Genomic DNA, 21,574 nt, shown 5'->3' with positions numbered 1-21,574 from the left:
AAAAAAGTAATCGACTCATAAATTCCCCATTAGCTAGCCACAGTTACAACGACCAGAGCGGAAAAAAACATATAATGATGCGAACAAGCAAGCTGTAGGCGGGCACTGGGAAATCCTCAATCACGCCAATTAGAATTCTCTCGGTTTTTAACTCAAAACAGAGAATAGCGCAGGGAATATGCCGTCTTATCCACGCATAGCGAACTCTAAAAACAGTAGATAATCATTACATCATAGGCACGATGTGTCGCTCGAAAGGAAATAAATGTCAAAAGCACCTGCGAAACCAGCCGCGAGCGCGGAAGCCGCGCCTGCTGGAAAGTCCAAGAAAAAACTAATTATCATGATCGCTGTCGGTGTTTTGGTCTTGGCAGCAGTAGGTGGTGGGGCCGCTGTTTTTCTATCGAAAAAAAATCACCCTGACAAAGAGAAGGAACACAAAGCGGAAGTCATGAAACCGCCCGCCTTCCTGCCTTTGGAAGCCTTTACTGTCAATCTGCAGTCCGATACAGGCGACAAATATCTGCAAGTAAGTATGACCATGCAAGTCGAGGATGAGGCACAAGTTACTTTAATTAAAGCCAATATGCCACAAGTACGTAGTCGTCTACTCATGCTACTGTCGAGTAAAGACGCGACAGAATTATTATCCGCGGAAGGTAAAGAACATCTGGTTGAGGAAATCGTAGAACAAGTAAAACTACCGTTCACCCCTAAGGGCGAGTCACAAAAAGTGACGGGTGTGTTTTTCACCGCATTCATTATCCAGTAAAGCAAATGTCTGATAATTTTCTCTCCCAGGAAGAAGTCGATGCTCTATTAAAAGGGGTGACGGGGGATTCGGATGATTCACAGGCCCAAGAGGATACCTCTGGGGTACGTCCCTACAATTTGGCTACGCAAGAACGTATTGTGCGCGGCCGCATGCCCACGTTGGAAATTATCAATGAACGATTCGCGCGATTACTGCGGATAGGTTTATTTAATTTTTTAAGACGGAGCGCCGAGGTCTCGGTTGGCACCGTACGGGTTTCCAAATACAGTGAATTCATACGCAATTTAGTGGTACCTACCAATCTCAACCTAGCGCATATGAAACCCTTGCGCGGCACGTCGCTATTCGTAATGGATCCGGGCTTGGTGTTTTTGTTGGTGGACAATCTGTTTGGTGGCGATGGTCGCTTTCACACCAGGGTTGAGGGTCGCGACTTTACCCAAACTGAACAAAGAATCATACAAAGAATTTTAGAAATTATTTTTGAAACTTACTCAAAATCGTGGGAGCCTGTGTATCCGGTCGAGTTTGAGTACATACGTTCAGAAATGAATACGCAATTTGCGAATATTGCGACACCCAATGAAGTCGTGGTATCAACCACCTTCACCATAGAATTGGGACCAGTGAGCGGTGAATTACATATTTGTATGCCGTATGCAATGATAGAACCTATCAGGGATATTTTAACCAGCAGTTTGCAAGGCGAGACTCTAGAAGTTGACAAACGCTGGGTGCGCTTGATGACGCAGCAAATACAAATCGCTGAAGTCGAAATCGTGGCAGACATAGGAACGACTAAAGTCACTTTGGGCGACATACTGAATATGAAAGAAGGCGACGTTATATCACTGTCGATTCCGGATATCATCACCGCCAAAGTCGATGGCACTCCGGTTATGGAATGTAAGTATGGCGTATTTAATGGCCAATACGCTTTGCGCGTTGAGAAATTACTCAGCTCTAGCGTAACAGAAGTTGCACAAGAAGCGACACAAGGAGAAAACCGTGGAAGAAAATGAGACACCAATCAGTGAAGACGATTGGGGCGCGGCAATTGCCGAACAAGAAAAAGCCGATGCCGACGCTGCAGCAAAAGCTATCGCTGCACCGCCAGTGGCTAGCGCTTCGGTATTTCAAGAGTTCAGCGGTAAGGGGCCTCAGGTTGAAACCCATAATGACATCGACTTCATTCTTGACATCCCGGTTCAATTAACCGTAGAACTTGGTCGCACTAAAATTGCCATTAAAAATCTACTGCAGTTGGCGCAAGGCTCCGTCGTAGAACTCGATGGACTAGCCGGTGAACCTATGGACGTACTGGTCAATGGTTGTTTGATCGCACAAGGTGAAGTGGTCGTGGTCAACGATAAATTTGGTATTCGTTTGACCGATATAGTCACTCCGGCAGAACGTATCCGTAAACTAAACAAATGATGGCTAGGATGTCTATTCGCTCTATTAGGTCGCCTAAATGTTTTTTGCCACTGATGCTGCTGGCGGTATCCGCTAGCGCTGCGGTGCCTGCCAAAGAAGTGAGTAGCGTCGCACCGACTACTGGCTTATTGCAAATCTTTATGGGCTTAATTGCGGTGCTGGCTCTGATGGCGGTGGCGGCCTGGTTCTTAAAAAAGATCGGGCCTGTTTCTAAAGGCAATATGCTACCGGTGAAGATAGTCGGCGGTGTCAGTCTAGGTCACCGTGAGCGTGTCATGGTCGTTGAGGTTGCTGATCAGTGGATAGTTTTAGGTGTCACTGCCAGCCAGATTAACACTTTATCTACCATGCCTAAACAAGAAAAACTTAGCCAAGAACATCTGACGACGCTGCCAGAAAATCAATTTTCAATGTGGTTGAAACGACATATGGATAAGCGCACTCCTCAGTCGTGATTGGCAAAAACAAACAATGAAAAACATCTCCCTCATTCGCTCTACATTGCTAGGCTTAGTGCTGCTGCTTGCCAGCTACGCTTTCCCTGCCATTGCGCAAACTGCCAGTGGCGGCTTGTCAGCGATCACCAGTACACCAGCCGCTGGTGGCGGTCAAAATTATTCACTGAGCATACAAACTCTCCTGTTTCTGACAGCGCTGACCTTTATTCCTGCGGCATTGCTGATGATGACCGGCTTCACCCGCATCATCATCGTGCTGTCCCTGTTAAGACAAGCTTTAGGCACGCAATCGGCACCGCCAAATCAAGTGATGGTCGGCCTGGCCTTATTTTTAACTCTTTTCGTTATGGGCCCCGTGTTTGACAAAATTTATGTCGACGCCTACCAACCATTTGCCGAAAATAAGATCACCATGACTCAGGCCATGGAAAAAGGCGTAGAGCCTTTAAAGAAATTCATGTTGAAACAAACCCGTCAAACCGACCTGGCTTTGTATGTAAAACTGTCCAACACGCCTGAACTCCAAGGGCCGGAAGACGTTTCATTACGCATACTGATTCCAGCCTTCATCACTAGCGAATTAAAGACTGCATTCCAGATCAGTTTCGCGATTTTCATTCCCTTTCTGATTATCGATATGGTAGTTGCCAGCGTCTTGATGTCGATGGGGATGATGATGGTATCGCCCTCCATCGTCTCGCTACCTTTCAAACTGATGTTATTTGTTTTAGTGGATGGCTGGCAGTTGCTGATAGGCTCATTGGCACAAAGTTTTTACTGAAAGGACAGCGATGACACCCGATAGCGTAATGACACTAGGGCGCGAAGCCATGGAGGTAACGCTCATGGTTTCTGCCCCACTTTTATTGGTGGCCCTGGCAGTAGGTTTGATCGTTAGCATTTTTCAAGCTGCCACCCAAATTAACGAGGCCACCCTATCCTTCATTCCTAAATTAGTGGGGATCTTTATTACCTTAATTGTGGCTGGGCCATGGATGCTGTCGGTACTGGGAGATTACATGCGCCACATGTTTACCAGTATTGCGACCATGGCGGGGTAAATCAGCTTCATGGTTTCTTTCTCTAGCAATGAGTTGATCTCCATGATCGCCTCGTTCATCTGGCCACTGACCCGCATCCTGGGTTTGATTGCGATAGCGCCACCATTTGGCAATAATAGTGTGCCAGTGCAGGTAAAACTCATGCTCGGTGTGATGCTGGCCATGATCGTTGCGCCCGGCCTGGCACCACTCACAGACGCCGACCCGATGTCAATAACCGGCATCATGATTTTGATGCAGCAACTGGTCATCGGCCTGTCTATGGGCTTCATGATACGCGTGGTTTTTGCCGGCATAGAGATGGCCGGTGAAATCATAGGTCTGACTATGGGCTTGGGCTTTGCGACTTTCTTTGATCCACAAACGCAGGGCAGGTCCTCCGCGATTAACCAGCTACTGGTGCTGCTTTCGACTTTGATTTTTCTGGTGATGAATGTGCACCTGGCAGTATTTTCAGCGCTCATCGAGAGCTTCTCTAGTATCCCAATCTCGACTTCGCTAACTATGGGATTTAGTTTTCAAAAACTGGCAATCTGGGGCGAACAAATCTTCAGTATCAGTCTGCGCCTATCTCTACCTATCATTGCGGCGCTGCTCATTACCAATATCGCCTTAGGGATCTTGACTAGGGCAGCACCGCAACTGAACTTATTTGGCATAGGTTTTCCGATTACCATAGGGGTAGGATTTTTAATGCTGAGCATGGTGTTGCCGTATATGCTGCAACCGATAGAAAATGCCTTCCAGAGCGGCGTAGAGGCGATACAATCACTAGCCATAGAACCGAATTCGCTAGCGCCGTCTAAACGCACACCATGAATCCAGCCGCTCCCTCCAACAGCTTCACACATGCGCTCTACCGCAAGGCCGAGATCCGCGCGATCGAGGCTGCCGCCATAGCGGACTTGCCCGCTGGGGAACTCATGCGCGCAGCTGGCAAGGCCGCCAGTGAGCTGGTACAAACAAAATTTACACCGCGCGATGGCGCGATTTTAATCCTCGCCGGTCCCGGCGATAATGGGGGCGACGCGCTGGAAACTGGGCAGTTACTGGCCGCGCGCGGATATACTGTAGACATCGCCCTCTGCGCTGACTCCCTGCTCTACTCTGCGGCAGCGAATTTGAGCTTGCAGCAGGCACGCGCTAGCCGGGCGACATTTATTAGCCTTGAGCAGATCCTGGAGAACCAAGCACCCGCCTATGCCTTAGTGATTGACGGACTTTTTGGAATAGGTCTGAGTCGGGCGATCACTGCTGACAGTGTCTTCGGCCAATTAATACAACACATCAATCAGCTTGCTGAAAAATTCGCGATTCCGATATTAGCGCTGGATGTACCGAGTGGTCTCGATGCCGATACAGGACAAGTCATAGGCCCGCAGGGTGTCGCTATCGAGGCCAACACCACGCTCAGCTTCATTGCCGACAAAGTCGGCTTACACACCGCGGCAGGCCGGGATTATGCGGGGCGGGTGCTAATCGATAGCCTGGGTGTGGCTGACAACCACTTCCCGCCACCATCCGGAATTTTAAGTCACGCAGCGATGTTTGCGGGTCTGCTACCAGCACGCCGGCTCGATAGCCATAAAGGCAGTTATGGCGAGGTCATGGTCATAGGTGGTGCCCACGGCATGATGGGCGCCGCGATCTTGGCCGCTAGCGCGGCTTTATATTGCGGTGCCGGACGGGTCTATGTAGGATTTATTGACGCAGCTCCAGCTTATGACGCGCAACATCCAGAACTCATGTGCAGGATGGCGGCCGAACTCGATTTCAGCAAGGCCTGCGTGGTCATCGGTCCTGGCCTGGGAAACTCTGAACTGACAGCCTCACTGCTAGCGCGAGCCTTGCAGCAAGCTCCATACGTCGTAATCGATGCCGATGCCTTAAATCTGATCGCATCAAGCGCCCCACTCCGTGCCTTGTTGCTTGCCAGAAGCCAGTCTCTAAAGAGCAGCATCATGACCCCGCATCCGCTCGAAGCCGCACGTTTATTAGGCATCAGCACAGCCCAAGTACAAGCGGATCGATGGCAAGCCGCCTTGGATTTAGCGAGCCAGTTTCAGGCCACCATCATCTTAAAAGGCGCGGGTAGCATTATTGCGACATCACAGCAGCCCTTGTGCATTAACACCAGTGGTAATCCTGCGCTGGCCAGCGGTGGAACCGGTGATGTGCTCGCTGGCGTGTGTGGCGCATTGCTGGCGCAGCAGATGGCCGCCAATGACGCGGCGCGCATGGCAGTATGGCTGCATGGCTGCGCGGCCGATCAACTGGTCGAACATGCTTGCGATGCGATAGGCTTGACGGCCAGCGAATTAATTCCGGCGATTAGAAATTGCCTGAATCAACAGCAGAAAAAGCACAGCAAGCCACAACGCTTCCAGCCGCTAAGCAAGTAGCCGCGCTGAATTAAGCTGAGCCAAGCTGAGCTGCCGCACCCCTAGCCATACTCCCCACCAGTACCATTAAAAACTAGGGCCTTGGCGCAATAAAATCAGGGCAGTAAAAATATACCCCCCCTATACCCTATAATTACGCTTATGACCGGAACTGCCTCAATCCTGATGCAGGCGCCCAGCAGTGATCGTCAAGGTGCGGCCGCAGCGCGCCGCGATGCTCAGATCATGGGTTACCAACACCAAGGTAGAGCCTCGTTCGCGATTGAGTGCGAACATCAATTGAATGACCGCCTCCCCCGTCACCGCATCCAGACTGCCGGTAGGTTCATCGGCGAATAACAAAGGCGGCTCAGTGACGAAGGCGCGCGCCAGAGCCACCCTTTGCTGCTCACCGCCAGAAAGATATTTGGGATAATGGCGCAGGCGACTGGCCAAGCCGACTTGTTCTAACATGGCCTCGGCCTTTTCACGCGCGCGCTTGTCACCGCGTAATTCTAAAGGCAGCATCACGTTTTCCAGTGCATTCAAATGCAGCAGTAACTGGAAGGATTGGAACACAAAGCCCAAATGATCTTTTCTAAAACTAGCTCTACCGTCTTCATTCAAAGCAAAAATATCGATACCCTCTAACAGCACCTTGCCGTGACTAGGCGTATCCAAACCTGCCAAGATTCCCAATAAAGTGGATTTACCTGAGCCGGAAGCCCCAACAATAGCAAGCGTCTCACCCGCTTGCACGGTAAAATCTATCTCGTGCAAGATTGTCAGTTCACCAGTCGCATCTTCGACCCGCTTAGACAAATGTTGTACTGCGATCGATGGTGTTTTACTCTGTGTAGAAAGACTCATGCTTTTACTCTGCTCTATCTAATGTTTATATTCGATGGGAATATCAATTTGAAAAATTTGTACCGCTACTGCAGACCAATGATTGTGTTAGCCGTGTGCTGTTTTGTCACAGCCGCTCATTCTGCATCAAAAACCGTGCTTGTGCTCGGCGATAGTTTATCTGCTGAATACGGGATTGCGCGCGGCAGTGGCTGGGTCGCTCTGCTGGAACAGCGTCTGCAACATGAAAAACTCGATATCGTCGTCGTCAATGCCAGTATCAGCGGCGAGACCAGCAGCGGTGGAAAAACTCGACTCAAGGCCCTACTGCAAAAACATCAGCCGCACATACTCATCATAGAACTAGGCGCCAATGATGCTTTACGGGGTTTGGCTCTGAAGGCCTCAGAGGAAAATTTTCGCGACATGATTAGTATGGCCAACGCAGACAAGTCGAAAGTGCTTTTACTCGGTATGCAAATCCCTCCCAATTATGGGCGTGATTACACAGCACGGTTTGCTTCTATGTATGGACAGATTGCTAAAGACACGCAGACTGCCTTAGTGCCTTTTTTTCTAGCTGGTGTCGCTGAAAAGCAAGAACTGTTTCAGGCCGACCGGCTGCATCCGCTGGCCAGCGCGCATCCCGTGATACTCGACAATGTCTGGCCGCAACTACAAATTTTAATCAAGAAACTCAAATGAAATATCCTCAATTAGCCAGCTTCCCAGAACTCCTCTCACAGCTCAGCGAATTCGACGCTATCATCGACGTCCGTAGCCCTTCAGAGTTTGCCGAAGATCATATACCGGGTGCGATTAACTGCCCGGTACTAGACGATCAAGAGCGCATACGGGTTGGCACCATGTATAAACAGGTCAACGCTTTCGAAGCCAAAAAAGTCGGCGCGGCCTTGGTTGCAAAAAACATCGCATCCCATCTAGAACAACACTTCCTCGATAAGCCCAGAGAGTGGAAGCCTTTGATTTATTGCTGGCGCGGCGGTAACCGCAGCGGCTCTATGGCGCATATACTGGCCAAAATTGGTTGGCCCGTGGTGCAACTCGATGGCGGCTACAAAAACTATCGCCAGCATGTCAATACCAGCTTGCCAGAACTGGCCAAAAAAGTGCAGTGGCGTGTGGTCTGCGGCACTACTGGCAGTGGCAAGAGTCGCTTATTAGGTGCACTAACCGAGATAGGCGCACAAGTGCTCGATCTCGAGCAACTGGCGGAACATAGGGGTTCAGTACTAGGCTATCTGCCTAGCCAGCCTCAACCTACTCAAAAAATGTTTGAAAGCCGGATCTGGGAGGTTTTGTCGACTTTCGATTTTGAACAAGTTGTTTTTGTCGAATCAGAAAGTAAAAAAGTTGGCAATCTAAGGGTGCCCGATAGCATCATAGAAGGTATGCGGGCCTCCCCGTGCATCGCCTTAGAACTGGTATTGGAAGAGCGAGTCGCCTTACTGATGGAGGATTACGCTCACTTTGTCAGCGACCCCGCAGCTTTAAATCTTCAACTCGATTGCCTGCTCAGCTTGCACGGAAAAGAGCGTATCGAAAGCTGGAAAAATCTAGCGCTACAAGCTCAGATGCCCACTTTGGTCGCGCAACTTTTGGAGTTACATTACGACCCCGCCTACCGCCGCTCTATCGATAAAAATTTCACCGAGATGCCGGGTGCCGTGAAATTATTCCAGAGTGGCATACAGGATGCAGATTTTACTGCGACCGCGAACGCCATATTAAATTAGATCAACAACGACTCAGCAGAAAACCTAAAAAATCAGGGTGCCATCTCGCTTGCCCGCTGACGCAAGCGCAAAGTAGGCGCTCTGATTTTGCAGCTGCCTACTTCAACTATTTTCGTCGTCGATGATACGTTGACCAGCCTCATCAAGCTCATCAAATTGGCTATGATTCAAGGCCCACCAAAATACCCCCGCGATGGCAAACACCAACACCAAACTTAAAGGCACCAACAAATACATAATTTCCATGAATTAATTTATTTCAGAGCAAGAGTTGACATCCGGATTCGCAAGCAACAGACGCAGGCCATTAAGCACCACCAACAAGGAACTAAGTGACATGCCCAAAGCAGCATGCCAGGGCTCCAATAAGCCGAGTACCGCGGCCGGTATTGCGATGACATTATAAACAATCGCCCAGCCAAGATTTTGTCGAATTAATTTCAAGGCCATGCGCGCGTTCGCTAGTACAGCAGGCAGTGCGGCCAAACGATTCGACATCAGCAATAAATCACTGCGTGTTTGCGCAATCGGAGCGCCCTGCCCCATCGCGATCGAAACATCTGCCAGAGCCAACACCGGTCCATCGTTCATACCATCACCCACCATCGCCACCACCGCACCGGATAACTGCAGGCGTTTAACGGCATCATATTTATCGCCAGGACTCAGTTCACCTTGATAATCGGCAATGCCACACTGATAGGCAATATTTTTTACTACATCGTTTCTGTCGCCTGACAAGAGCAGAATCTGCATGCCTTGTTTTTGTAACTGTTGCAGGGCGAAGATAGCATCCTCGCGCAACACATCTTCAAGCGCAAAAAGACTAATCCAGCCATCTTGATCGCCTAACGCTGTCAAGGTTTTCCCCGTCAAATGGGACGGTATGGCGCAACTTTTCCCATGTAATTGCTGAACAAACTCAAGCCGCCCCAAACGCACTATTTTTCCGTTAAGGCTAGCTTCTATCCCGGCACCAGCAACCTCTTTGATTTGATCGAGCCCAGCTAAGGTGGAATTGCCAGTCAGCTTGGCAGTTAAGGCGTCGGCTATCGCCTTGGATACTGGATGCATGGAGCCAGCGGCCAAGGCCAAGCTCACTGAATCTGCTTTTGCCGCCGAAAAATCATCAGCATCTCGAGGCAGTAAGATGCTTTCTATCAGGCGCAAACGACCGTAGGTCAAGGTGCCGGTTTTATCCAACACAAAATGCGTCACGGCAGCGAGTCGTTCTATCGCGGCACCTTTCGCCACCAGGACACCCTGCTTTGCCATCTCACCGATCGCGGCCGACATCACACCTGGTGTAGCGAGCGATAAGGCACAAGGACAAGTAACGACAATAATACTCACGGCTATCCACAGCGCACGTCCGGCATCGATCTGCCACCAGACTAGGCCAGCCAGCAAGGCTACACTCATGATGACGATCAAAAATGTACTGGCGTGCTGATCGGCCAATAACACCAAAGGCGGCTTCTCGGTCGCTGCGCGTTCCATCATGCCCACCAGCGAAGATAATTGAGTATTGCTACCGACTTGTTCAGCCTGCATCACCAGGACACCGTTAAGATTGATGGCACCCGCAATCACTGCGCTACCAACTTGTTTGGGAACGGGATGCGATTCACCCGTCATTAAAGCTTCGTCGCACTCACTCTCACCCACCACAACACTACCATCAGCGGGTATCTGCTCGCCCGCTGCCACTAATAAAAAATCGCCTACCTGTAAATGCTGTACTTCGACCGACTCACTCAAGCGACTATCGGGATACGCTAACATGCGATTGGCCAGCATCGGTGTCAAACGCGTCAAAACACGCAATGCCGCCGTGGTTTTTGCCTGTACCTGCGCCTCGATGAAGCGCGCAGCGAGCAACAAACAAACGAACATAATGGCGGAGTCGTAGTACACCGCGCCCCCCTTAAACGTGGCCCAGATACTGGCGAAAAAAGTGAGTAAAATCCCCAGAGAAACCGGCACGTCCATGCCGATATGACGATTCCGGATATCACGTAGCGCAGATCTAAAAAACGGCAAGGAAGAGAAACAAATAACGGGAATGGTGATCAGCAAACTGGCTAATTTCAACAAGCGATCCAAATCTGGCGTCAAATCTCCATCGACTTGCGGCACAGGCACTAAATACGCAGGAAAGGCGTACATCATCACCTGCATCATGGCAAAGGCGGCGATAAATAAGCGCCACAAAGCCATTTTCTTTTCCTTACGCTCATACTCATCAAGCGACTGATGGGCGGGAAAAGCGGCGTAACCAAGGTCGACAATGGCGGTAATAATTTTCGGCAAAGAGATCTTCTGCGTATCCCAGCGCAGGTTCGCCGTATGGGTGGCAGAGTTAATCTCAAAAGCGAAGACGCCAGGCAGTTGATTGACACGAAAAGCAATCAATTGCACACAAGCCGCACAGCGCATACCCGCGATTGTGAGTTTTTCGTACTGTTCATACTCGTCAGCACCAGTCGCTTGCGAATTACCAGCAGCCAGCGGCTTAGAATCTAAATGATCAAAACTCATAGCGTTACGACCGCCTCATTTGCCTTAGCTTGAAGGTATTGTTCAGTCAAACCATTGCTCACTATCGTGTTAAGGACCGCCAAACAACCATGGCAGCACACCGGATGACTAGCACCATTAAAGCTCGCGATTAAAGCGTTTTTCTTGCGCATTTTGTCATTGCAATGAAAGCATAAAATTTTCTCTTGCGGCTGCAAGGTTGCGGAGATCGCATTTACCAGCGTAGAGAAAGCAAAAGCCATTGAAGATTCTAAGTGAGGGGGAATAATTTGGAATTTACGCATGTTAACAAACATACGTCATATTTTCTTGATCTGACGCAAAAAAACCATTCCTAAGCGGGAAAAATATGATCAAGAAACACGTATTTTGAAATTATAGACGTAAAAAAACGGTGGCATTGCACCACCGTCTTTTTGTCCTTGTGCTAGCGACATGATGAGGCGTCTAAGAAACCTCGGAGCCGAGATCAAAGCTCGGAAAGGTAAAACACAGATTGTAGGTGCTTCTACTTCATAACTAACCGGCAAACTCAACTGCACCGGAGCCCAAAATCAATCCATCTTGGAGATTAAGAATATCTTGTATATCGACCTCCCTCTTTTGAACCAGTTACAACTCAAATATAGATGAATCGGATAGCAATGAAAAGAAAATTATAACTATGTGTTTTTTAAATCAGATTAAAAAAATCAACTAAACAAAATACGCGCTACTTATTCTCGCAGCGCGCCGAACTCTACCGCAAGCTAGGAGAGCTACCCTTCCAGATAGAAGAAATTGCCCCATTTCCAATTGATGCGCCAAACTTTTTCAATACACGTTCAGGCAAACCTTCTTTTTGGCTATAGTCTACAATATCCTCAGCCTTCAAAACATCTCTGGCGACCGTATCGATGCTGCCAAATCCATCAGCTAAGCCCATTTCTACCGCTTTCGAACCTATCCAAAACAAACCAGAGAATGTTTCTGGGGTTTCCTTCAAGCGCTGCCCTCGACCTTTACGCACTACTTCAATAAATTGTTGATGAATGTCATTAAGCATCGCTTGTGAAAAGGCTTTTTGCTTTTCTGAATGCGGTGAAAATGGATCCATAAAACCCTTGTTTTCGCCTGCCGTCATTAAGCGTCGCTCAACTCCAGCCTTCTCCATCAGAGCGGTAAATCCAAAGCCATCCATCAAGACACCGATAGAACCGACTACGCTAGCCTTATTCACAAAAATCTGATCGGCCGCGGCGGCAATATAATAACCACCAGAAGCGCACATTTCATCAACCACCACGTACAGATGTTTTTGCGGATATTCTTTGCGTAAACGACCGATTTCATCATTAATCATTCCCGCTTGCACAGGACTGCCGCCTGGGCTATTAATGCGCAAGATGACACCAGCAGAATTGGCATCCAGAAACGCTCTATTCAAAGCCGGTATCACCGCTTGCGCACTGCCACTACCTTCGGACTCAATCGCACCGTTAATTTCGACTAATGCAGTGTGGCGACCCAAGTTCTCAGTATCGCGATTACCGAAATCACTCAACAAATAATAGGCCGCAAAAACAAGGCCAAAAAAGCTAAGTTTAAAGAATATTCCCCAGCGTCGGCGCAAGCGTTGTTCGCGCAGCGCCTCCATCGCGAGTTTCTCGATAAAACTACGCTCCCAATCGTTCTTCGATGAAGAACCAGATGTATTTAAAGAATGGTCATTCATCATTGTCTCAAGCTATCGCAGGTTTAACGAATTCGTCGGTATGCCAATAAATATTACCATCTCGTTCAAATGCAGAAATTTTTCGCAAATTGCTGCCACGGCAAGGCCCGCCTGAGCAATACCCGGTATCAGGGGTATAAATCGCTCCATGGGTCGCGCACATAATGTACAAGCCACTAGACTCAAAAAATTCGCCTGGAGCCCAATCCAACTCTACCGGTACATGTGCACACCGATTTAAATAAGCATGGGCAACATTTTCATAGCGAACCACGAAGCCAGTTGCCTCATCGCCACCAGCAGTCACCGGAAAACGTACACCTTTTCCACCTTCGAGAACCTCAGAAGAAGCACAAATCAATATTTCAGACATTTCAGACATTATTTCCTCACGCGTTCTGACTCAACCAGCCATGCAACTCTTGCACTGTTTTAGCTGAAAATAGGGGCCCGCAACTTAGCAGGGTTGCCGCATCATGGGCGCCATATTCGACCGCCACAGCCGCCACACCTGCATTCGTGGCCATCTGCAAGTCGTGGGTGGTATCACCTATCATCAGGGTGCGTTTCAAGTCTTGCCCCAATTCACGGCTTAACTCTTGCAACATGGCTGGATGCGGCTTGGAAAATGTTTCGTCGGCGCAGCGCGTGGCATCAAACATAGAAAGTAGATCAGCACTATGCATCGCGCGGTTTAGACCCACGCGACTTTTGCCGGTTGCCACCGCCAAAAAATAACCATCTTGAGATAGCTCAGCCAATAATTCGCGAACACCTGCGAACAAAGGTAGTTCGTGATCATTCGCCAAATAATGGTAACGATAGCGCTCCACCATGCGTGCATGATATTTAGTATCGACGTCGGGCATCACCGCCTGCATCGCATCACTTAAAGACAGGCCTATCACATAAGAGGCTGCCTGCTCGTCCGGAATAGGCAGACCAAGATCACGCGCTGAGGCTTGTATGCATTTAACAATGGTGGAGGTACTATCCATCAAAGTGCCATCCCAATCAAACACTATAAAATCAAATTTCTTTTTTGCCATATTTATCAGGTAATGCAAATCTAAAAACTTTGCAGGCTACTATCATATTGAAGAATTGGATATTTTACCCTTATTAAAGGGATAAGTTTTTTTCACAGCGATTCTGCTTAAATTGCGCTTAAACTTTTTAAAAAGTTAAGGCAATCAGGCGGTAGCGCTGCGTTGAGCGTCATTGGTGCTTTGCTATCCGGATGAATAAAGGTGATCTGATGTGCGTGTAAAAACATTCTTTTTAAAATGCCGCGACCTTCTGCCGGTTTTAAAAGCTCGCGATTCAAAGCAAAATCACCATATTTATCATCACCGGCAATTGCAAAACCGCTGGCGGATAAATGCACCCGAATCTGATGGGTACGGCCAGTCTTTAGTTCCGCTTCGAGTAAGGCAAATTCTGCATATTTTTTCTTTAAAGAAAAAACCGTATGCGAAGCCATGCCATCGGCCTGTACGCGGACGCGGCGCTCACCATCGGCAGTATTGTATTTGTGCAAAGGCAACTTAACATGCTGTCTGGCATTTTTCCAATCGCCATGCACCAGAGTCAAATAGCGCTTATCGGTTACGCCATCGCGCATCTGCTCATGTAAATCGACTAAGGCAGAGCGCTTTTTAGCCAACATCAACACGCCAGAAGTTTCGCGATCCAGACGATGCACCAACTCCAGAAACTTAGCATCTGGACGTGATGCACGTAATTGCTCGATCACGCCATAGCTAATACCCGATCCACCATGCACCGCAACACCAGCTGGTTTATCGATGACCAAGATATGCGCGTCTTCATACAAAATAACAAACTCTGCGCCTGGGGCGTGATTTTCTGGTTTTTCTGCCATGCGTATAGGCGGCACGCGAACCACATCGCCTACTTGCAATCGATACAATTGATCGATACGCCCTTTATTTACGCGCACCTCACCTGAGCGCAAAACCCGGTAAATGTGGCTCTTGGGAACGCCTTTGCAAATACGTAACAAAAAATTATCGATGCGCTGACCAGCCTCCTCTTCTGAGATTGTCAGTAGCTGGACTGAGGCTGGCGCTTGTGTAGTTTGACGGAGAGTGTCATTTTCAGCTTGTTTTTGAAGCACTCTCCCATTATTTATCGCTAAGTGCTTCATTTTGACTATATAATTGTTTTCGCTCAAGCTTTTAGCTTTAGCAAGTGTGAGAAGAAACGACTATTTTACACAGAGGTAAGTCAATCGGCCTCGCCAATTTGCAAATTCGATGGAAAAGATGTGTATGCACCTCACCTGATGCGTCAAGGTTGTGACCGATTGTGGCAATCGGACGGCAGACGGTGATGTGGATCAGAAGGTTTGAAATATAAGGATAAGTCTGGCAAGAGACGGATGTTGATACAAACATACGTGCTTGCCGGTTGACGGTTTTGATGTAGCGCAATCGATTTAGCCAAATACAATTATTTAAAGATGGTTTGGCATTTACTAAGTTGCTCATCGCCTGGCGTTGTTATCGCATGTTCTACAAGGATTATGCAAAATTCACAATGCGGGGGACATGTGCACTCGATTCATAGTCAAAACTGTTCGCGCCCAGCGCACAACAGGTCATAACAGATATAGCCAAAATATGCTTACAGCGTCATTTGCTGATGTGTTTTTGCTATTGATTTGTCTATTTGTTGTTCCGGTGGCATTTCCCGCCCCCTCAAACTCTCCGCTCTCGCATACATCCCCCTGTAAGCATGCTTGCTAGCCTTACCATAAAGAGCTGGCAGCAAAAGATGACCATCAGGTCACGGAGTAATAAAAATGAAACGTATGTTGTTCAATGCTACGCAGCAAGAAGAGCTTCGCGTCGCCATCGTCAATGGGCAAAAACTCATAGACATCGATATTGAAACCACTGGGCGTGAACTACGCAAGTCCAATATCTACAAGGGTGTGATTACCCGTATCGAACCATCTTTGGAAGCCTGTTTCGTCAATTACGGCGAAGAACGCCATGGTTTTCTGCCGTTTAAAGAAGTAGCTCGCGGCTATTTCAAAGAAGGTATCGATGTTCGTAGTGCCTCAATTAAAGATGCATTGCGCGAAGGCCAGGAAATCATGGTCCAGGTCGAAAAAGAAGAGCGCGGCAATAAAGGCGCGGCTCTAACCACTTTCGTCTCGCTGGCAGGTCGCTACTTGGTCTTGATGCCTAATAACCCACGTGGAGGCGGCGTATCACGTCGCGTCGAAGGCGAAGAGCGTCAAGAACTGCGTGAAACCATGGACAAACTTGATTTGCCTACTGGTATGTCAGTGATTGCCCGTACCGCTGGTATAGGCCGCAATGTAGACGAATTGCAATGGGATTTAAATTACCTGATGCAACTCTGGACCGCGATCGACGGTGCAGGTAAGTCTGCTGCTGGCGCCTTCCTGATTTATCAAGAATCTTCATTGGTAATCCGCGCAATTCGCGATTATTTCCAACCGGATATCGGTGAGATTTTGATCGACACCGACGACATCTACGAACAAGCTCAACAGTTCATGAGCCACGTGATGCCGGACATGGTACATCGCGTCAAGCGCTACAGCGATGATGTGCCACTGTTTTCGCGCTTCCAGATCGAACACCAGATCGAAACTGCGTATTCCCGCACTGTTCCTCTGCCATCCGGTGGTGCGATTGTGATCGATCACACTGAAGCACTGGTATCGGTCGACGTCAACTCGGCGCGTTCTACGCGCGGCTCCGATATCGAAACCACCGCCTTCAATACTAACTGCGAAGCCGCAGAAGAAGTAGCACGTCAATTGCGTTTGCGCGATTTGGGTGGTCTCATCGTGATCGATTTTATCGACATGGAAAACGCCAAAAACCAGCGCGAAGTCGAAACTCGTCTGAAAGACTCGTTGCGCTATGACCGCGCACGGGTACAGATGGGTAAAATTTCACGCTTTGGTTTGATGGAATTATCCCGTCAACGTCTGCGCCCTTCCCTGTCTGAAGGTAGCCACGTTACCTGCCCACGTTGCAACGGCACCGCGCACATTCGCGACACTGAATCATCCGCATTGCAAGTACTGCGTATTATTCAAGAAGAAGCGATGAAAGAGAATTCAGCAGCGATCCACGTACAGGTTCCTGTCGATGTTGCAGCATTCTTGCTCAATGAAAAGCGTGGCGAGATCCTGAAGATAGAAACACGTCACCGCGTTACTGTGATTCTGATTCCAAATACGCATCTGGAAACGCCGCATTACAAGTTAGATCGCCTGAAACATGACGATCCACGCTTGGAAGAAGTGCACGCCAGCTACGCTATGGCAGAGCAAGCGGATACTGACATCGGTTACAGCAAGCGTCAAAAAGAAGAAGTCAAGCCACGTCAAGAAGCCATGGTCAAGAGCATTACGCCTGAGACTGCACCGCTGGTTGAACGCAAAGAAGTGCCGGTTGCCGCAATTGCCACCACTACGCCAGTCGCAGCTCCTGCTTCAGAAGGTTTCTTTAGCAAGTTGATGAGTTTTTTCCGCTCTAAACCGGCTGAAGCGGTGGTAGTTACTCCTGCGCCAGAAGAAAAACCAGTGACAAGCCGTGAGCGTTCTGAGCGTGGCGACCGTAACAATCGCGGCCAACGCAATCGCAACGGTCGTGGTCGTGATCGCGCTGAACGTGAAGATCGTCCAGCCAATGCCAATCCACGCGCCGACAAAGACGCCAAAGACGAAAGCGTTAAAGCGGCTGAGCCACAAGCTCCGCGTCAGCCTAAACCGCCTCGTCCACCACGTGAAGAGCGTGAAGGACAGGAACCGCGTCGCGGACGTCAGCCACGTCAACGTGAAGATCGCAAAGACAGCGTCACAGCAGAAGCCAAAACGGAAGAAGTTGCAGCAGATGCAATGCGCGTCGCAGCAGTAACGACTGCAGACCATGTGGATCAGGTCAATACTGCCAGCGCAGCATTGGTAAATGGCCCAGCGGTGAATGAGGCCGACAACGATCAAAGTGATGGCCGTCGTCGTCGCCGTCGTGGTGGTCGCAACCGTAATCGTCGTGACCGTGATGACACAGAAGGCAATGACAACAACGCAGAAGCGACGCCAGCAGACTCAGCAGCAGTAAGTGATGCGGCTATTAGCACTGCGCCAGTCAGCCTTACTAGCGAGTCAGCCCCAGCGATTACGACTACAGCAGCTGCAGTTTCAACAGAAGTAGCCGTTGCTGCAATTACTACGGTCACTGCACCGGTAGTCGAAGCTACAGAAGTTGCCGAAGTTGTGGCAGTTACCATGCCGGTTGAAGTGACACCAGTCGCAGTCGCAACAACACAAGCACCAGCAATCGCTGTTGCAGTTGCTGCACCGATAGCAACACCTGCTCCAGTGGTGGAAGTTGCTCCGCTTGCAGTGGTGGAAGCTGCGGTTGAAACGCTTGTTGCTGTAACGCCAGCGCCGCTAGTTGAAACTGCGCCTGTCGTAGTTGCAGAAGTAGTGGCTGAAGTGGCGGCTGAAATTGCAGCAGAAGCGCCAGTTGTCGTTGTAAGCGCAGCGCCGGCACAAGCGAGTCTGGATTTAACGCCGCCCGCCGTGGTCGCCGCTAAGCCAGTGGCAAGTGCGCCGGTCGCACCTGCGCCTATGCAAATGGAAGGCCTGCACAGCATGTTAGCGCAAGCTGATCTGACGCTAGCCAGCACTGATCCTGAAAAACTGCGTGCAGCACAAGCAGCAAGCGCAGCAACAGTTGCAGCACCGCGCGTAGTACGTCAACGTAAGCCAGTAGAGCCGCTTTCAACAGAACCGCTGGTGATGATAGATACCAAGCGCTAATCTGCATGTGAGCTAGGTCCAGCACAAGCCCGGTTACAGCGATGTTACCGGGCTTTTTATTGCGTAGAAAAACCGCTCAGCGCAAACATGTTATTGTGAGAACTCCCATTTTTAATCGGCGCTCCCCATCGAGCCTCTATCGATACTCATGAGTGAAAAATTCATTCCTTTGACTGATTTGCGTCAGTTCTCAAAAAAACTGCAGATTCCGCAGCAGTTGCTAGCCGCGACAGGAAAACTTGCAGATAGTTTTGCTCGACCTTTGCATGACTTGCGTATTTCAGTCACAGATCGCTGCAATTTCCGCTGCGTGTACTGCATGCCCAAGGAAGTTTTCGATAAAGACTATCAATTCCTGCCGCACAGCAATTTGCTCAGCTTCGAAGAAATCACACGATTAGCACGTATCTTTGTGGCACACGGCGTGCATAAGATCAGGCTGACCGGAGGCGAGCCTCTACTGAGGAAAAATATCGAGAAATTGATAGGGATGCTGAGCGCCATCCGCACGCCCGATGGCCGCGAACTTGACCTAACCTTAACTACCAATGGCTCCCTTTTGGCGCGCAAAGCCCAGTGTCTGAAAGATGCCGGCCTTAGCCGTGTCACAGTCTCGCTCGACGCGCTTACCGAGAGCACTTTTCAGCAAATGAATGATGTGGATTTCCCAGTCGCAGACGTGCTAGACGGTATCGAGGCCGCGCATCAAGTCGGGCTTGGCCCTATCAAAATCAATATGGTGGTCAAAGCGGGTTTAAACGATGATGAAATCGTGCCTATGGCGCGCTATTTCAAAGACAGCCCACATATTTTGCGTTTCATAGAATATATGGATGTCGGCGCTTCGAATGGTTGGAAACTGGACGAAGTCATCCCTTCAGCCGAGATCGTACAGCGCATTCAGGCGGCCGGTATGCCACTGATCGCGATCAACCCCAATTACACCGGTGAAACCGCAGCACGCTGGCGCTATCAAGATAGTGCGGGCGAAATCGGCCTGATCTCCAGCGTCACTCAAGCCTTCTGCCAAGACTGCAGCCGCGCCCGTTTATCGACTGAAGGGAAGTTGTACACCTGTTTGTTCGCCACGCAAGGCCACGACTTACGCGCCCTGTTACGCGACCCGGCCTTAGCAGCGAGCGAGAGCGATGCTGAGCTTGCCATTTCGAACGTGGTGGCACAGATTTGGGGAGCAAGAAGCGATCGCTATTCGCAATTGCGTAGCCAAAACACGGATCTGCAAGGCTTAACTAGGAACAAGATTGAAATGTCTTACATCGGTGGCTAGGCGCTGGCGTGCACCGTCACTAGCTCTGCAGCCCGCTCTAGCCAAGGGTCTCAGGGCATGCAGGCGCTAGCCTCAAGCTGGCTGCGGCTTAGCGGCCAGGCAGGCTGGAAATGGAATGAACACCTTCCACCCGGATGAAAGAGTAACGGCAGTGCAATTGGGCAATAGTGAGAAAAAAAGAAGGATTCTCACAACCCAACGGCATCGATGTGCCAAAGTGGAGCTGTAACACCAAACCACTTGAGAGAAGGAGAATCCAAATGAATCATACCGTATACGGCATCGACATTGCCAAGAGCGTATTTCAGTTGCACTGGGTTGATCAGGAAACCGGTGAGATTTTCAATAAACAGCTCAAACGCGCGAAATTTCTCGACTATTTTGTGAACCTAACATCCTGCCTGATCGGCATGGAAGCCTGTGGTGGTGCGCAGCACTGGGGCCGCAAATTGACGGCAATGGGGCATCACGTCAAGCTCATGCCAGGTAAAGCGGTCAAGGCTTTTGTGATGGGCAACAAGAATGACGCCGCCGATGCGCGTGCCATCAGGATGGCCGTACAGCAGCCTGGTATCAAAGCGGTGGCGCTTAAAACAGAAGCACAACAAGCGGTGCTGGCACTGCACCGGATGCGTCAGCAACTGATTAAATTTCGCACGATGCAAAGTAATGAACTGCGCGGTTTATTGATGGAATTTGGCGAAGTCATGGCGCTCGGTCGTGCCGCGCTCAATGCGGCTATGCCGGGTATTCTGGCGCGCCTCGATGAGCGTTTGCCGGCCTTTCTGATCGAGACACTACGCGAACGCTGGAACATGCTCAGTACCCTCGATCATCAGGTCGCAGACATTGAGCGACGCTTACAGACCTGGATGAAAGAAGACCAGGCCAGCCAAGACATCGCAGAAATACCCGGTGTGGGCTTAATCACCGCCACCGCGGTTGTCGCTACCGTGGGTAATGCCAACGTGTTCACCTCGGGACGGCAATTCGCTGCCTGGTTGGGGATCGTTCCCGGGCAAACTGGCACGGGTGGCAAGGTGCGATTGCTAGGCATCAGCAAGCGCGGCGACAGCTACTTACGCACGCTGCTGATCCACGGTGCCCGATCTGTTCTTGAGCATAGCAAGGAGCCGAGCGCCTGGTTACAAGGGATCAATCCGCGGCGGCCAAAAAATGTCGTGGTCGTGGCACTGGCGAATAAAATGGCCAGGACAATCTGGGCAATTCTGGCGCACGGAAAAAAGTATGATCGTGGGCATGTCAGTGTCAAACCGGCCGACTTACCCACCGCGGCGAGCGTTCATGGTCTTGTGATGGACCACGCCCGCCGCCGTGGATAAGTATACGGCATTGCATGACTGAGTTTGAGCTCCAAAAGGAGTCAGTGGTAAGGCAAGACAAAGAAGTTCATAGTTTGCGTAAGGCTATTTTAGTGTGATGGCAAATAGGTCAGACCGTGATTCACCAAACCTGT

Annotated in this window: 21 protein-coding genes; 13 read left to right on the top strand and 8 right to left on the bottom strand. The window is 49.7% G+C overall.

What is annotated here, in order from left to right; all coding sequences use genetic code 11:
- Window positions 1–265: 265 nt before the first annotated feature.
- Genes fliL through EJN92_RS18925 form a run of 8 tightly spaced genes read left to right on the top strand, consistent with a single transcriptional unit; the run spans window position 266 to window position 6,133 of the window.
- Window positions 266–772 (top strand): flagellar basal body-associated protein FliL, encoded by a 507-nt coding sequence (fliL, locus tag EJN92_RS18960; RefSeq protein WP_126129259.1) that lies wholly within the window; start codon window positions 266–268, stop codon window positions 770–772.
- Between the two features lie 5 nt (window positions 773–777).
- Window positions 778–1,797 (top strand): flagellar motor switch protein FliM, encoded by a 1,020-nt coding sequence (fliM, locus tag EJN92_RS18955; RefSeq protein WP_126129258.1) that lies wholly within the window; start codon window positions 778–780, stop codon window positions 1,795–1,797.
- Window positions 1,784–2,212, top strand: a complete 429-nt coding sequence (gene fliN / locus EJN92_RS18950) for a flagellar motor switch protein FliN (RefSeq protein ID WP_126129257.1) — start codon at window positions 1,784–1,786, stop codon at window positions 2,210–2,212. The genes fliM and fliN overlap by 14 nt, the downstream gene beginning before the upstream one ends.
- 53 nt (window positions 2,213–2,265) lie before the next feature.
- Window positions 2,266–2,667, top strand: a complete 402-nt coding sequence (fliO, locus tag EJN92_RS18945; RefSeq protein ID WP_227869850.1) for a flagellar biosynthetic protein FliO — start codon at window positions 2,266–2,268, stop codon at window positions 2,665–2,667.
- A 16-nt stretch (window positions 2,668–2,683) separates the two neighbouring features.
- Window positions 2,684–3,451, top strand: coding sequence for a flagellar type III secretion system pore protein FliP (gene fliP, locus EJN92_RS18940; RefSeq protein WP_126129255.1), 768 nt, complete (start codon window positions 2,684–2,686; stop codon window positions 3,449–3,451).
- Between the two features lie 10 nt (window positions 3,452–3,461).
- A complete protein-coding gene (fliQ, locus tag EJN92_RS18935) occupies window positions 3,462–3,731 on the top strand; it encodes a flagellar biosynthesis protein FliQ (protein WP_126129254.1) in 270 nt (89 codons plus the stop codon).
- A 9-nt stretch (window positions 3,732–3,740) separates the two neighbouring features.
- Window positions 3,741–4,550 carry a flagellar biosynthetic protein FliR gene (fliR, locus tag EJN92_RS18930; protein ID WP_126129253.1) on the top strand — a complete coding sequence of 270 codons (810 nt, stop codon included), beginning with the start codon at window positions 3,741–3,743 and terminating at the stop codon, window positions 4,548–4,550.
- The gene (locus tag EJN92_RS18925; RefSeq protein ID WP_126129252.1) at window positions 4,547–6,133 is read left to right on the top strand and encodes an NAD(P)H-hydrate dehydratase; all 1,587 of its coding nucleotides are present in this window, start codon (window positions 4,547–4,549) and stop codon (window positions 6,131–6,133) included. Before fliR ends, EJN92_RS18925 begins: the two co-directional genes overlap by 4 nt.
- Window positions 6,134–6,289: 156 nt before the next feature.
- Here EJN92_RS18925 and EJN92_RS18920 read toward each other — a convergent pair whose 3' ends face one another.
- A complete protein-coding gene (locus tag EJN92_RS18920) occupies window positions 6,290–6,982 on the bottom strand; it encodes an ABC transporter ATP-binding protein (protein WP_126129251.1) in 693 nt (230 codons plus the stop codon).
- 135 nt (window positions 6,983–7,117) lie between these two features.
- Between EJN92_RS18920 and EJN92_RS18915 the strand changes: the two genes are divergently transcribed.
- Both EJN92_RS18915 and mnmH read left to right on the top strand, forming a co-directional pair.
- Window positions 7,118–7,666 carry an arylesterase gene (locus tag EJN92_RS18915; protein WP_407701530.1) on the top strand — a complete coding sequence of 183 codons (549 nt, stop codon included), beginning with the start codon at window positions 7,118–7,120 and terminating at the stop codon, window positions 7,664–7,666.
- Complete coding sequence (gene mnmH / locus EJN92_RS18910) at window positions 7,663–8,718, top strand: tRNA 2-selenouridine(34) synthase MnmH (protein ID WP_126129249.1); 1,056 nt, start codon at window positions 7,663–7,665, stop codon at window positions 8,716–8,718. Before EJN92_RS18915 ends, mnmH begins: the two co-directional genes overlap by 4 nt.
- Window positions 8,719–8,820: 102 nt before the next feature.
- Here mnmH and ccoS read toward each other — a convergent pair whose 3' ends face one another.
- The 7 genes from ccoS to EJN92_RS18875 form a co-directional block, all read right to left on the bottom strand.
- Window positions 8,821–8,964, bottom strand: a complete 144-nt coding sequence (gene ccoS, locus EJN92_RS18905; RefSeq protein ID WP_126129248.1) for a cbb3-type cytochrome oxidase assembly protein CcoS — start codon at window positions 8,962–8,964, stop codon at window positions 8,821–8,823.
- Window positions 8,965–8,967: 3 nt separating this feature from the next.
- Window positions 8,968–11,259, bottom strand: coding sequence for a heavy metal translocating P-type ATPase (locus tag EJN92_RS18900; RefSeq protein WP_126129247.1), 2,292 nt, complete (start codon window positions 11,257–11,259; stop codon window positions 8,968–8,970).
- Complete coding sequence (locus tag EJN92_RS18895; RefSeq protein ID WP_126129246.1) at window positions 11,256–11,555, bottom strand: heavy metal translocating P-type ATPase metal-binding domain-containing protein; 300 nt, start codon at window positions 11,553–11,555, stop codon at window positions 11,256–11,258. Before EJN92_RS18895 ends, EJN92_RS18900 begins: the two co-directional genes overlap by 4 nt.
- A gap of 443 nt (window positions 11,556–11,998) precedes the next feature.
- Window positions 11,999–12,976, bottom strand: a complete 978-nt coding sequence (locus EJN92_RS18890) for a S49 family peptidase (protein ID WP_407701529.1) — start codon at window positions 12,974–12,976, stop codon at window positions 11,999–12,001.
- Window positions 12,977–12,980: 4 nt separating this feature from the next.
- Window positions 12,981–13,355, bottom strand: coding sequence for a Rieske (2Fe-2S) protein (locus EJN92_RS18885; protein WP_126129244.1), 375 nt, complete (start codon window positions 13,353–13,355; stop codon window positions 12,981–12,983).
- 7 nt (window positions 13,356–13,362) lie between these two features.
- A complete protein-coding gene (locus EJN92_RS18880) occupies window positions 13,363–14,022 on the bottom strand; it encodes an HAD-IIIA family hydrolase (protein ID WP_126129243.1) in 660 nt (219 codons plus the stop codon).
- A gap of 107 nt (window positions 14,023–14,129) precedes the next feature.
- A complete protein-coding gene (locus EJN92_RS18875) occupies window positions 14,130–15,143 on the bottom strand; it encodes an RluA family pseudouridine synthase (RefSeq protein WP_126129242.1) in 1,014 nt (337 codons plus the stop codon).
- Window positions 15,144–15,800: 657 nt separating this feature from the next.
- On the opposite strand from EJN92_RS18875, the gene EJN92_RS18870 reads away from it, so the two are divergent.
- The 3 genes from EJN92_RS18870 (at window position 15,801) to EJN92_RS18860 (ending at window position 21,440) form a co-directional block, all read left to right on the top strand.
- Window positions 15,801–18,809 (top strand): Rne/Rng family ribonuclease, encoded by a 3,009-nt coding sequence (locus EJN92_RS18870; protein ID WP_126129241.1) that lies wholly within the window; start codon window positions 15,801–15,803, stop codon window positions 18,807–18,809.
- Between the two features lie 148 nt (window positions 18,810–18,957).
- The gene (gene moaA / locus EJN92_RS18865; protein WP_126129240.1) at window positions 18,958–20,097 is read left to right on the top strand and encodes a GTP 3',8-cyclase MoaA; all 1,140 of its coding nucleotides are present in this window, start codon (window positions 18,958–18,960) and stop codon (window positions 20,095–20,097) included.
- A gap of 260 nt (window positions 20,098–20,357) precedes the next feature.
- The gene (locus EJN92_RS18860; protein WP_227869606.1) at window positions 20,358–21,440 is read left to right on the top strand and encodes an IS110 family RNA-guided transposase; all 1,083 of its coding nucleotides are present in this window, start codon (window positions 20,358–20,360) and stop codon (window positions 21,438–21,440) included.
- Window positions 21,441–21,574 lie beyond the last annotated feature (134 nt).

This window comes from Undibacterium parvum, assembly GCF_003955735.1.
Classification (GTDB): Bacteria; Pseudomonadota; Gammaproteobacteria; order Burkholderiales; family Burkholderiaceae_D; genus Undibacterium; species Undibacterium parvum.
The sequence above is the reverse complement of the archived record's forward strand: the minus strand, read 5'-3'. Positions and strand labels throughout refer to the sequence as shown.